Here is a 12492-nt window from a genome sequence, read left to right on the forward strand (position 1 = left end):
ATGGCACCAGTAGCACCCAAGCGCCTGATGGTGTGGGACGATCTGCTGTCGCGGCCAAAGCCAGCGCCCGATACGACGGTGCGTTATGGCGCGGATGCCTTGCAGCTGGTCGATGTGTGGAAGCCCGCAGGCGCTGGCCCGCATCCGGCGGTGGTGATGATCCACGGCGGGTGCTGGCAGACCGAAATTGCCGAGCGCGATATCATGAACTGGATCGCCGATGATCTGCGCAAACATGGTGTCGGCGTGTGGAACATCGAATATCGCGGGGTGGACCGGGGCGGCGGCTATCCCGGGACCTATCAGGATGTCGGCGCGGCGGCGGATATGTTTGCGGCCAAGCGCGCGGAGTATGGATTTAAGACGGACACGCCGGTGGTGACGATTGGCCATTCGGCAGGCGGGCATTTGTCGCTGTGGCTCGCGCGGCGGTCGGCGCTGGCCACGGGCGATGCCTTGCGCGGGGATGCACCTTTGCAGGTTGATCTTGCGATATCGCAGGGTGGCTTGCCCGATTTGCGCGCGCAAACGATGCTGCCCGACCATGGGTGCGGCAATAAAGCGGCGGCCAAGATGGCGGGCGATGCCTTTGCGCGGGTGTCTCCGCCCGAAATGCCCAAAGGGCGTGCGCGCGAGTTGCAGTTTAACAATGACCGCGACCGTATCGCGCCGCCATCATTCGGCGCGGCTTATGGCGCGAAGATGGTGACAACGCCCGATGAAGGCCATGCCGAGCTGATCGCGCCGGAGACCGTCTCCTGGGGCAAGCAGCGCGCGGTGATATTGAAAACCTTCGGCCTAAAGGCGGCAAAGCCATGACCTTGGAACAGGCGCAGGCGCTGGATGCCGCCGACCCGCTGGGTGGATACCGCGCGCAGTTCATGTGCCCCGATGGCGTGATTTACCTCGATGGCAATTCGCTGGGGCAATTGCCCCTGTCGACCGTGACGGCGGGGACGGAGCTTCTCAACCATGCGTGGGGCCAGCGGTTGATCCGCAGCTGGAACGAAGGCTGGATTGATGCGCCGCAGCGCGTTGGCGCAATGATCGCGCCGTTGATCGGTGCAGACGCGGATGAGGTGATCTCCGCAGATTCAACCTCGGTGAACCTGTACAAGCTGATCGTCGCGGCGCTCCGCCTCAACCCGTCGCGCAATGTGGTGGTGAGCGAGGCTGGGAATTTCCCGACGGACCTGCACATTGCCGAAGGCGCGGTGGCGGCGGTCGCGGGCGCAGAATTGCGCGTGGTCGAACGCGGCGCGCTGGCCGATGCGCTGGGCGATGACACGGCGTTGCTGCTGCTGACGCATGTGCATTACAAAACCGCCGAACGCTTCGACATGGCGGGCTGGACCAAGGCCGCGCACGATGCCGGCGCGCTCATCTGCTGGGACTTGAGCCATAGCGCGGGCGCGGTGGCGGTGGAGCTGAACGCGGCGGGCGCGGATATGGCGGTGGGTTGCGGCTATAAATATCTCAACGGCGGCCCCGGCGCGCCCGCGTTTCTGTATGTGGCGAGGCGTTGGCAAGAACAGATGCACAATCCGCTGTCCGGCTGGATGGGCCATGCCGCGCCGTTTGAATTTGCCGATGGCTATGAAGCGGCAGCGGGCATGACGCGCTGGTTGACGGGAACGCCGTCGGTGCTCGGGCTGAACGCGCTGGAAAACGGGCTGAAGCTGTGGGCGGATATTGATATCCGGCAGGTTGAGGCGAAATCAGCGGCGTTGTGGGACATCTTCCACGCCGCGGGCACCGCCGCGGGGCTGGAGTGCGTGACGCCAAGCACGCCAAGCCAGCGCGGCAGCCATATCGCGTTCCGCCACAGCCATGCCTATGAAATCGTCCAAGCACTCATTGCACAGGGTGTCATCGGCGACTTTCGCGATCCCGATATCTTGCGCTTCGGCCTGACGCCGTTGACGCTGAGCCATGCCGATATCTGGCGCGCCGGAGAGAATCTGCGCGCGATTGTGGAAAGCGGCGCATATCGCCAGCCGGAATTTGCGATACGCAATGCGGTGACTTGAGGCTCCGCCTTATTCGCGCATCGGCCACATCGCGCAGGCATGTGCGCTATAGCCTCGGCGAAGGCGGACGGCGTTTATCGCGGCGCGGCGGATGGGTGAGGCGTAAGGGGCGACGGTTCCGTTCGTCCCGCCCCTTCGTCATCCTGAACTCGTTTCCGGATCTTAATACCAGCACCCCTCCAAAAGTAAGATCCTGAACCAAGTTCAGGACGACGGTGTATCGCACGAAGACACGAAGCCACTAGGGATGCGCGGGGCCGATAGGGTGGGCACATCGAATCCGTGCGTCATCTGCGCAGCCCATTCTTCCAAATAGGCCGATTGGTATACGAGCGGCTCGTATACGAACCGTTCGTATAGACGCCGCGCTACCTATTGGGTGAAGAATACGTCCCGATAGTCCTGAGTCTTTCGAGCCGAAGGCGACCAATGACTTACGATCATTATCGACGGGAGGGGCGGCTATGTCCGACAAGTTCAATATTTCAGACTTCCTGTCCGATGACGGGCCCGAAAATCAATATCAGGAGCAGCTTAAGCGTATTCAAGCTGCTGAGAATCAAACCGAGTGTATTGAAGACGCAGTAAACGGTGCCTTAGGTAATCTTTCAGATGGGACGCAAAAGTCGTTTGTCATCTATGGGGAACCGCAGAGCGGTAAGACCGAAATGATGATTTGCCTCACCGCTAAGCTGCTAGACGAAGGCTATCGGTTCATCATTCATCTCCTGAATGATAGTGTTGATTTGCTCGGTCAGAATATGAGCCGCTTTCACAGCTCCGGCATTGCGCCATCCGCACAGAACTTTGCCGAAATCTTGGATCCTTCTGTGGACGTTAAGAATGGTAAGCACATCGTCTTTTGCAAGAAAAATGGGAGTGATCTGAGAAAATTAATTAACAAGATTGGCAAGATGAATAATGTCATCGTTATTGACGATGAGGCAGATTATGCAACGCCGAACTCGAAGGTAAATAAGGGCGATAAAACTCCTATTAATGATCTTATAGAGCAAATAATAGGAAATACGGGCCATTACATTGGGGTTACGGCTACTCCAGCTCGATTAAATCTTAACAATACTTTAAATAACGATTCTAATATCTGGGTAAAATTCCCTCCACATAGAATGTATACTGGGCAAGATGATTTCTTTCCAATGAATATTGAAGAAATTGGAGTTTCTGGTTTAAATTATCAATTGAAACTTATGAGTACGAGAAATGACGATGGAAGTGAAGAACGGTCTGCACTTTTTAGGTTCATGGTTAATGTTGCGCATTTGAATATGAGTTCAGAGCGCGAGCAAAATTACGCTTTTTTGGTACATACAAGCGGAAAAAAGATTGACCATCGTAAAAATTTGGATGTGTTTAGAAATATTTTCTCAGCTTTATCCGATAAATCAGGAAAAAAATTCGCAAAATATATAGAAGAAATATGGAATATTGCGGATAATAGATACAAAGATATAAGTGCAACGAATCTTACTAAATATATTATAAGTAATATAAGCCGAAATGCAATTATGGTATTAAATAGTGAGCCAGACTTCAAAAAAGTTGGTGGTAATGCTACAAATCCATCTTCATTATTTACTATTGTTATTGGCGGCAATATTGTTTCTCGTGGCGTAACATTTAACAATCTTCTCGGTATGTTTTTCACGAGAGATGTAAAAAATAAACTTCAACAAGATACATATATCCAAAGAGCGAGAATGTTTGGAAGTAGAGGTAAGTATCTTCGTCATTTTGAGCTGACAATACCAACGCCGCTATTTATGGATTGGCATAGATGCTTTGTTTATCATCGTCTGGCGTTTGACTCTATTGAAAGCGGCTTGGGTTCGCCGGTTTGGATTGCGGATAAGAAGATTGCGGCAGTATCTAGTGCCAGCATAGATCGATCAACGGTCGATTTGGACAAAGGAGAAATGAGCTTCCCAATTTTCGACTATGATCCTAGAATTAATGAGGTCGCAAACGATGTAAAGGAACCAGCGGAGATCGTTGACGCGCTGGCCGCTCTCATCGGAGCGGGATTCCCACAGTATTTGCAAACCTTCCTTCGTCACTCCATTGCGCGAAAAACAGTTGGACTGAAGTTATTTCCCAGCGGGAACGTCTTCCCGAAAATGTCGCCACTTGAGAAAGAGCGGATCGAGCGTCGACGAGGTTTCCTGACGATTAGAGACTCAGATCGTGTTGGAAATACTATCCATTTTCTGCGAGTATTTAGAAATGAAGCAGGCAAAGCTCGTCTTTTCTACAAGTTTGACGGTTCGGTCAGTTTCATTAAAAATCTGAAATGATTAGCGAATTTGAACGATATCATGGCGCTGCCATTCGCGACTTGGTGGTTGGATGCCAAAAGCCGCTTCGCATCGAGGCGAACGATGATGCTGGCCGGGTAAACACCTTCATAATCAACAGAAAAATTGGGATATATATTAAGCATAGTGCTAGCAGGTTGCCCCCTTGGCAGTTTACTTATGGCGATGAGAATATCGCCGAGGTCGAGCGCCTAAGAAAAAAATGTCGCAGCGTTTGGCTTGTTCATGTTTGTGGGCAAGATGGATTTGTAGCACTAACTCTTAATGAATTTAGAATGATCAATCCTGTAGATGCACAAACAACTCGGTTTGTGAGGGTGGATCGTGACAGAAATACGATGTATCGAGTTAATGGTACTGACGGTAAACTTGGCCGCTCCAAGCGGCGCGGGTTGAACGCTATCTATGAGGAACTGTAAGAAGAGTGTTGCCATCGATCCATCCTTTTCCTGCTCGGATGGCGCCTGATCTTGCGCTGAATTCATTGGCATCTTTGACATCCGGTACTGTCCTCGATCCAATGACGGGTTCAGGCACCGTCGCCCGTGTAGCAAAAAACCAAGGCCTCCATTCGATGGGCTTTGATCTCGATCCTCTCGCTGTTCTTATCAGCAAAGTCGGGACGACGAGCGTAGATGATGACGTTCTATGCGATTTCGAACAACGCTTTCTGAAGATTCTGAATGCGACGAGTGTTGACGAGCTAGCATTGCCTTGGATTGATGGCGATCAAGACGCCGAGCGGTTCGTAAACTTTTGGTTTGCCGAGCCACAGCGCGCGGATTTAAGACGGATCGCTTCCCTGCTGCATAGGAACATTGAAATCGATATGCCGGACGATGTAGCCGATGTGTTTCGGATTGCATTGAGCAGAATTATTGTGACGAAAAAGCAAGCGGCATCGCTTGCCCAAGATACTTCTCACAGCCGGCCTCATCGTGTGTCCCTTGCATCCGATTATGATGTCGTCGCAGGTTTTATGAAATCGCTTCGTGCGGTTAGGAAACGAGTTGCGCAAATTCCAAAACAGGGCGTTTCCACAATAAGGCGCGGCGATGCTAGAAATTTGTCTATGGTAGATGCGGAGAGCGTCGACGCTGTTGTAACATCGCCACCTTATCTGAATGCAATTGATTATATGCGCGGTCACCGTATGTCATTGATCTGGCTTGGTCATAGATACAGCGATTTGAGTAAAGCTAGGTCCAACAGTATTGGCGCAGAGAAGCGTCCTGACTTACCATTTGATAAAATAGCGTTTCAGTCGATCAAGAATTCGATGGGCGAACTCGACACTTTACCGAACCGCTACCATGGTATGATAGAACGCTACGTTGTTGATTTGCACAAGATGATTGGTGAGGTAGCGCGTGTAATGAAGCCACAGGCATTTGCCACCTTCGTCATGGGGAACTCCTGTCTGCAAGGCGTGTATATCCAAAATTCCGAGGCACTGGCAGAAGCTGCTAAAGCGGTTGGCTTGAATGAAACCACTCGGCACGAGCGCGATTTGCCAAGCGGAAGTCGATATCTGCCGACGCCTGAATCTGGAGCACTTAGCAAACGGATGCGCAAGGAAGTGGTACTGACGTTTGCCAAGGCTTAGCGCCTCTGCCCGCTAATAATCCGCTTCCACTCATACTCTCCGGCCCCGGCAGCAATGGGCTTTCCTCCCCGCTCACCCACGCCCAACTCTCCTCGGTCGCACAGGCCTCCCACAACCGCTGCGGTTGATCTCCGGTCGTCTTTGGCTTCGGCCATGTGCGCTTTGGCTTGGTCGCGGTTGTGGCGAAAATCCTGCTTCCGCCCCGAACGCACCGTTGCAATGTAGGATTATCGATGCGATTGCGGTCGTGACATCGGCAAACGCCCTATGCGCTAACAGGGCTTGCGACCTGCGCATCGCTTCCGTCTTAGGTCCTGACCCTAAATTGACAAAGTGGACAACTGCCCCCCGCATTTTGCGTGAATCTTGTCTATTTAAGGCTGTTTCCCGGTCACCCGGCGGCGTTGAAACGGCTCTTTGCCCCCATTGTCCACGCGCGCGCCGCACGGTAGCGGAGTTTTGTGCCTTGCATCCCTTCGTCCGCCGGAATGTGCGATACGGTATGCGGTGACATACGCATCCGCCTCTGCTAGGCGCGCGGCATCATGTTAAACTTAAACGGAATCACCGTGCGCCTTGGCGGCCGCACCATATTGGACCGCGCGACTGCGACGCTGCCGCCTTATTCGCGCGTTGGCCTTATCGGCCGCAATGGTGCGGGCAAATCCACGCTGATGAAGGTGATGATCGGCGAGCTGGAAGCCGACGAAGGCAGCATGGATATGCCCAAGAATACGCGCATCGGCTATATCGCGCAGGAAGCGCCATCGGGCACGGCAACGCCGTTCGAAACCGTGCTGGCGGGTGATGTCGAGCGTGCGGCTTTGATGGAAGAGGCGGAGCATTGCGCGGACCCCGACCGGCTGGGCGAACTGCACGAACGGTTGATCGCGATTGATGCCTACACCGCGCCAGCACGGGCCGCGCGCATTCTCGTCGGGCTTGGTTTCGATGAAGAAATGCAAGGCCGGCCGCTCGATAGCTATTCCGGTGGCTGGAAAATGCGCGTTGCCTTGGCCGCGCTTTTGTTTTCCGAACCCGATTTGTTGCTGCTCGACGAACCGTCAAACCACTTGGACCTTGAAGCGACATTGTGGCTGGAAAACTTCCTCAAATCCTATCCGTCGATGATGGTGGTGATCAGCCACGAACGCGATTTGTTGAACAATGTCGTCGACAATATCCTGCATCTCGAAGGCGGGTCCACCACGCTCTATTCCGGCGGCTATGACTCGTTCGAGCGTCAGCGTGCCGAACGTGCGGCGCAGCTGGCGGCGGCCAAGGCTTCGCAGGACGCACAGCGCGCAAAGCTGCAGGATTATGTCGCGCGCAACTCGGCGCGTGCCTCCACCGCGAAGCAGGCGCAGTCCAGAGCCAAGGCGTTGGCACGCATGCAACCCATTGCCGCGATGGCCGAAGATCCGACGTTAAGCTTTGACTTTCCAAGTCCCGATGAATTGAAACCGCCATTGGTCACGCTTGATCTGGCGAGTGTTGGCTATACCGCGGGCAAACCGATACTTCAGCGGTTGAACCTGCGCATCGACCCCGATGACCGGATCGCGTTGTTGGGGCGCAACGGCAATGGTAAGACCACGCTCGCGCGATTGCTTGCGGCGCAATTGACGCCGATGGACGGGGCGATGAGCGCGTCGGGCAAAATGCGCGTTGGCTATTTCACGCAATATCAGGTCGAAGAACTTGACGGTGACGATACCCCGCTGGAGCATATGACCCAGCAGATGAAGGGTGCGACCCCCGGCGCGGTGCGCGCGCAATTGGGCCGCTTCGGCTTTTCAGGGGCAAAGGCAACGACGAAGGTCGGCAAGCTGTCGGGTGGTGAACGCGCGCGGTTGGCGCTGGCGCTGATTACCCGCGATGCGCCGCATATGCTGATCCTTGACGAACCGACGAACCATTTGGACGTCGATGCGCGTGAAGCCTTGGTGCAGGCGCTGAATGAATATGAAGGCACTGTGGTGCTGGTCAGCCATGACCGCCATATGTTGGAGCTAACGGCCGACCGGCTGGTGCTCGTCGATGGTGGGACCGCAACCGAATTTTCGGGCACGATTGAGGATTATACCGACTTCATCCTGGGCAAGGGGCCCGCGAAAGAGAAGCTATCCAAGGCCGATCGCAAGGAAGACAAAAAAGCGCAAGCCGCCGCCCGTGAGGCGCAAAGCAAGCTTAAGCGCGAAGTCAGCGATGCAGAGGCAGACCTTGCAAAGCTTGAGGTTGTGTTGAGCGCGATTGATCGGGCGATGTTTGATCCGGCGTCCGCTGCGAATGAATATAAGAACCTGACGATGGGCGAACTGTCGCAACGACGGGGAAAGATTGTCGCCGCGCAAGAGGCCGCTGAAGCCCGCTGGGTCGCGGCAAGCGAGGCGTTGGAGAAGGCTTAGGCCGAGATCGCAGCCAAAGCCGCGGTGAAACGCGCTTCGCCTTCGCCTTGAACCAGCGTGTAGCGGACGCCGCGTCCATCGAGTTCAGCGCGGCATAGGTCGAAAAAGCGTTTGCGCTCGGCCGATTGCGCATAGACGCGCAAGCCGTCGTCGACGAAGGGCAGGTCGATATCGAGCAGCAGATAATGGTCGGCAAAACCAGCAAAGGCGCCGAAATATCCGTCTGCTGTGCCAAACATCATGTGCGCCCACACCGACGTTATCAGCGGGTCTGTGTCGAACAAAACATAACCAGCGCCCAGTTCAGCTGCACGCGCGGCCGCGGCGCGGTTCATGGCGTCTTGCGTCTGCGCAATGTGGACAAGCTGCGCCATGCCGATGTCGGTGCCATGTGCCTCGCAATAAGCGCGGCCATATTCGGGCACGACTTCGCACCCCAAATGCGCGGCAAGCCGCGTGCCCAATGTCGATTTGCCCGTGCTTTCGGGGCCGTGCAGGCAAATCCGTTTCATGCGCGTTCTGCCTTGCGCCATTCGACAAGGCCGGCAACCGCGAGCACCAGAAACACCCCGTAAAGCCCGGCGGTCAGATGCAGGTCTTTCACGATATACAGCGGAATGGAGATGATATTGACGACGATCCAATAATGCCAGTTTTCGACAAAGCGCCGGGTCATCAAAATCTGCCCCGCAATCGACAACATCGCGATTGATGCATCCCAATAGGGATAGCTGGCATCGGTTTCGGCATGCATCACCGCGCCCCATGCCCAAATGGCCAGGATCGAACCTGCAATCCACAACGCATAGCCCGTTGCCGGAAGCCTGCGGACGGAAATCACGCCGCGATCGTCCTTATTCCGGTTCCAGCTCCACCAGCCATAGAGATTGATGGCCGCGAAAAAGATCTGCAGCCCGGCGTCGCTGTACAGTTTGGCGTCGCGAAAGATGACGAAATATAAAGCGACCATGACAATCGCCACGGGAAAGTTCCAAACCGATCGCCGGATAATCAGGACGATGTTGGCAATGCCGAGCAAAACGGCGACGATTTCAATCATGCTCATTTTGGGTGCTGTAGCGCCGTAACGGAGGGACGCAAGTGCGGAGGATTATCGCGGCTGCGTAAAATGAAATTCGCCGAAAACCGAACCTTGTCCGTGGGTTGCACCCGCCGCATGAAACATTTCGGCGTCTTCGATGGATTGGCAGCCGTCAATGATGATCCGTGGGATGCCCATTGCCGCGACCAGATTGACCAGTTTCTGGGCTGGCTGTGGTGCAATGACATTGGCTTTAAGCATGCTGATCAGGCGGGGATCAATGCGCACGACATCAACATGGTACACCAATGGCCATAATGCAGGCACGGCGGCATAGCCAAAGCCGTCAATACCAACGCTGCACCCGACACGCCGCCAATTCTGCATGGCATTGCCGATGCTTTGGTGCGCGGCATCTTCTTGCACGGTCGCCAGCAAGACGGTGATGTGCGTGCCGCGGGACAATAATGACCGGAGCGTGCGTGCGAGCGCGTGCGAAAGGTCAATTTCGACGAACAGTTCTACCGGAACCGAAAGGAGGATTTCGGGCAGAGCGACCGTTTGTACGGCATCCAAAATCTTGGCCATATCAAATGGCGAAAGCTGCATATTGCTATGCGCGAAACCATAATGGTCGCACGACATATATTCAAATGCCGTAACCTGATGGTCGCCAAGATCAACGACGGGACGAGAGGCTACGACCGATGCAACGCGGGAAGCTTCTTCGTCCTCGCTGAGCAAGGACAGTTGTTCCGGCTGATTGGCCATTGCTAAACCGGAGCCGTTGTCCGGCTATGCAGACAGCGCGATGGGTTCGTGCGCTGCGTTCATGGCGTGCACATCCGCCTGTAAGGTATATCCAAAGCCATATAACGCATTCAGGCTGATGCCGCATGCGGGGTCAAGTTTCAGGTTCTTGCGTAACCGGGCCACGTGCGTGTCAATCGTCCGCGATTGGTAATCGACAACTTTACCCCATAATGTTGCTGCCAAATATTGCCGCGAAAGTAAGCGGTTCGGATTTGTGAAAAACAGCATCGCCATTTCAAATTCGCGCTTGGGAAGCACCATCACCTCGTCGCGAAGATAGACCGTGGATGTCGATGGGCGCAGCAAATAGGGACCAAGGATGACATTTTCCGCAACATTCTTCACTTCGCCCTTGCAGCGACGCAACAGCGATTTGATCCGGAGTGCAAGGATGTCGGCGTCGACAGGCTTGGAGACATAATCGTCAGCGCCGGCCTCTAACCCGCGCACAACGTCTATATTTTCCGATCGTGCGGTCAGCATGATGGCAGGCATGTCGGGGTGAAATTTCCGAACATACTCCAGCACTTCTATCCCCGACAAATCAGGGATCGACCAATCAACGATGAGAAGATCGCATTCCGATTGACGCAATGCCGCCAAAAACTTCTGCGATGATTCATAAACGGCAACGGCATAGCCGGCCGCGCCCAGAAACTCTTCCAGTTCAGCGGCAAAGGCTCTGTCATCTTCGACGACAGCGATTTGAAAACTCTTCACTGTGATGTCCTTCACATTGGACTGGTTCACTTGCATCTTTTTAATACAGCAAATGTAACTTTTGTAACATTTAAATTGTGAACTAATGCGAAATTATTTTAGTGATGGAACAATTTTCGACAGGGCGCGTTCGCGTGCCGCCAAAAATTTGACGGAAAATTCAACCGGCCTATTGTTTAAAAAACTGTATTCATTCGACTTTTTTGCCGAAGGAGCATGAGGCGTCCGATTTGTATTTTTAGGACGTCTTTTCCGCTTTGGGGTGGATTTGGCGATGATGACGGACCACCGCGCGCGCAACATTCTGCATGAGGCCGTTTGTGACCTCTTTTCCTGCGCGTGTTTCAGCAATCATGACGGCGACCTGATACCGACAACCATCCGGCGCTTTCATCACCCCGACATCGTTAATCGCGGTCGAAATCGAACCCAATACTTGCCCCGTCCCCGTTTTGTGGGCGAGGCTCCAGCCCGGCGCGAGCCCTGAACGAAGGCGTGATCTTCCGGTATAGGTCCCCGCCATCAATTTCAAAAGCTTTGCCCCCGGATCATTGGGGGCGCGTTCGCCAAAGCGCTTTAGCACAAGCGCGATGGTGCCCGGGGCAGCGCCATCCAAGGGCGAGGCCAGATATTTGTCGAGCGCTGCGCGCCGTTTTTCCATAGGAATGCGCGAACGCTGTTCCTTAAAGGCATTGCCTTTGCGATATTCAGGTTGCCAGTTCAGCCCCGCGATGGCGCTTTGCAAAAGCACTTCGCCGGGTCCGAAGCGGATCGATTGCACCTTGCGCCGGTCAAGCATCTGGTTGATCGCCTGCGGGCCGCCGGCCACGCGTATCAGGACGCTGTTTGCAAGATTGTCGCTGGCGTTGACGGCGTGGGCAAGCAATTCGCGCACGGACATTTCAAAGGAATCTTGGCTGCTGAGATATTGTTTGATCGGCTGGCTGAACACCACAATATCATCGCGACTGACGCGTATTTTCTTGTCGAGCGACAGCTTGCCCGCCGCTTCTTGTTCCAAAATTGTCAGCGCGACCCACATTTTGGAGACGCTTTGCTGGGGGAAACGTTCGGTGTGCCGCCGACCGATAATGTCATCCGAAAATGGCGTGTAAATGGCGATGCCCGCACGGCCGGGGAATTTCTTCCAAAGTGTGTCGATGTCATTGCGCAGCGTTTCGTCCGCAGCGGACTGAGCGTTGGTCTGGGCGTTGGTCGGTTTGTCCTCGAGGCTGGGGATCGTGAATGTCGACGCGCTTGGCTTTGCGACATTTGGCTTTTCCTGCTCGGTTTTGGTGGCCTTTGGTTTGGCTGGGGCCGTTTTCGCCGCGCTTGGCTTTTCTGCTTTTGGCTTTCCCGCAGTTTGTTTTTCTGCGCTTTGCTTTTCTGCTTTTGGCTTTCCCGCAGTTTGTTTTTCCGCGCTTGGTTCATACGCGTTGGCGGTCACCGTGATGCCCGTGATCGCGGCCGCAAGGCACAGGCCACCGATCAGGCTGCGTGTTTCAGGAAAACGGAAAGGTCGCTTAGTGGACATGAT

Annotated in this window: 12 protein-coding genes; 6 read left to right on the forward strand and 6 right to left on the reverse strand. The window is 54.5% G+C overall.

Annotation, left to right across the window (positions count from 1 at the left end; all coding sequences use genetic code 11):
- The 5 genes from GGR91_RS03105 to GGR91_RS03125 all read left to right on the forward strand — a co-directional run bounded on the left by GGR91_RS03105 (position 1) and on the right by GGR91_RS03125 (position 5972).
- Positions 1–819: an alpha/beta hydrolase gene (locus tag GGR91_RS03105; RefSeq protein ID WP_246337029.1), complete on the forward strand. Its 819-nt coding sequence runs from the start codon at positions 1–3 to the stop codon at positions 817–819.
- Entirely contained in the window at positions 816–2030 is a 1215-nt protein-coding gene (gene kynU, locus GGR91_RS03110; RefSeq protein ID WP_183939953.1) for a kynureninase, read from the forward strand. The genes GGR91_RS03105 and kynU overlap by 4 nt, the downstream gene beginning before the upstream one ends.
- A 464-nt stretch (positions 2031–2494) precedes the next feature.
- Positions 2495–4345 carry a Z1 domain-containing protein gene (locus GGR91_RS03115; protein ID WP_183939955.1) on the forward strand — a complete coding sequence of 617 codons (1851 nt, stop codon included), beginning with the start codon at positions 2495–2497 and terminating at the stop codon, positions 4343–4345.
- Entirely contained in the window at positions 4342–4785 is a 444-nt protein-coding gene (locus tag GGR91_RS03120; protein WP_183939957.1) for a hypothetical protein, read from the forward strand. The genes GGR91_RS03115 and GGR91_RS03120 overlap by 4 nt, the downstream gene beginning before the upstream one ends.
- Positions 4786–4790: 5 nt before the next feature.
- Complete coding sequence (locus GGR91_RS03125; protein WP_183939959.1) at positions 4791–5972, forward strand: hypothetical protein; 1182 nt, start codon at positions 4791–4793, stop codon at positions 5970–5972.
- Between the two features lie 391 nt (positions 5973–6363).
- On the opposite strand, the gene GGR91_RS11690 is transcribed toward GGR91_RS03125, so the two are convergent.
- Positions 6364–6492 (reverse strand): hypothetical protein, encoded by a 129-nt coding sequence (locus GGR91_RS11690; RefSeq protein ID WP_281370178.1) that lies wholly within the window; start codon positions 6490–6492, stop codon positions 6364–6366.
- 25 nt (positions 6493–6517) lie between these two features.
- On the opposite strand from GGR91_RS11690, the gene GGR91_RS03130 reads away from it, so the two are divergent.
- Positions 6518–8380: an ABC-F family ATP-binding cassette domain-containing protein gene (locus GGR91_RS03130; RefSeq protein WP_183939961.1), complete on the forward strand. Its 1863-nt coding sequence runs from the start codon at positions 6518–6520 to the stop codon at positions 8378–8380.
- On the opposite strand, the gene GGR91_RS03135 is transcribed toward GGR91_RS03130, so the two are convergent.
- From GGR91_RS03135 to GGR91_RS03155, 5 genes are all read right to left on the reverse strand, one after another.
- The gene (locus GGR91_RS03135; RefSeq protein ID WP_183939963.1) at positions 8377–8892 is read right to left on the reverse strand and encodes an AAA family ATPase; all 516 of its coding nucleotides are present in this window, start codon (positions 8890–8892) and stop codon (positions 8377–8379) included. The genes GGR91_RS03130 and GGR91_RS03135 overlap by 4 nt on opposite strands.
- Positions 8889–9446: a nicotinamide riboside transporter PnuC gene (pnuC, locus tag GGR91_RS03140; RefSeq protein WP_183939965.1), complete on the reverse strand. Its 558-nt coding sequence runs from the start codon at positions 9444–9446 to the stop codon at positions 8889–8891. Before pnuC ends, GGR91_RS03135 begins: the two co-directional genes overlap by 4 nt.
- 45 nt (positions 9447–9491) lie before the next feature.
- Positions 9492–10193, reverse strand: coding sequence for an EAL domain-containing protein (locus GGR91_RS03145; protein WP_183939967.1), 702 nt, complete (start codon positions 10191–10193; stop codon positions 9492–9494).
- A 24-nt stretch (positions 10194–10217) separates the two neighbouring features.
- Positions 10218–10955, reverse strand: a complete 738-nt coding sequence (locus tag GGR91_RS03150) for a response regulator transcription factor (RefSeq protein ID WP_183939969.1) — start codon at positions 10953–10955, stop codon at positions 10218–10220.
- A gap of 238 nt (positions 10956–11193) precedes the next feature.
- Positions 11194–12489 (reverse strand): serine hydrolase, encoded by a 1296-nt coding sequence (locus tag GGR91_RS03155; protein WP_183939971.1) that lies wholly within the window; start codon positions 12487–12489, stop codon positions 11194–11196.
- Positions 12490–12492 lie beyond the last annotated feature (3 nt).

It is taken from the genome of Sphingorhabdus rigui (assembly GCF_014196595.1).
Lineage (GTDB): Bacteria > Pseudomonadota > Alphaproteobacteria > Sphingomonadales > Sphingomonadaceae > Sphingorhabdus_B > Sphingorhabdus_B rigui.

Coding starts and splice junctions, on each gene's coding strand:
- GGR91_RS03115 (WP_183939955.1), top strand. CDS start 2,495: ATGTCCGACAAGTTCAATATTTCAGACTTCCTGTCCGATGACGGGCCC.
- GGR91_RS03155 (WP_183939971.1), bottom strand. CDS start 12,489: ATGTCCACTAAGCGACCTTTCCGTTTTCCTGAAACACGCAGCCTGATC.
- GGR91_RS03135 (WP_183939963.1), bottom strand. CDS start 8,892: ATGAAACGGATTTGCCTGCACGGCCCCGAAAGCACGGGCAAATCGACA.
- GGR91_RS03145 (WP_183939967.1), bottom strand. CDS start 10,193: ATGGCCAATCAGCCGGAACAACTGTCCTTGCTCAGCGAGGACGAAGAA.
- pnuC (WP_183939965.1), bottom strand. CDS start 9,446: ATGAGCATGATTGAAATCGTCGCCGTTTTGCTCGGCATTGCCAACATC.
- GGR91_RS11690 (WP_281370178.1), bottom strand. CDS start 6,492: ATGCGTATGTCACCGCATACCGTATCGCACATTCCGGCGGACGAAGGG.
- GGR91_RS03130 (WP_183939961.1), top strand. CDS start 6,518: ATGTTAAACTTAAACGGAATCACCGTGCGCCTTGGCGGCCGCACCATA.
- GGR91_RS03120 (WP_183939957.1), top strand. CDS start 4,342: ATGATTAGCGAATTTGAACGATATCATGGCGCTGCCATTCGCGACTTG.
- GGR91_RS03105 (WP_246337029.1), top strand. CDS start 1: ATGGCACCAGTAGCACCCAAGCGCCTGATGGTGTGGGACGATCTGCTG.
- kynU (WP_183939953.1), top strand. CDS start 816: ATGACCTTGGAACAGGCGCAGGCGCTGGATGCCGCCGACCCGCTGGGT.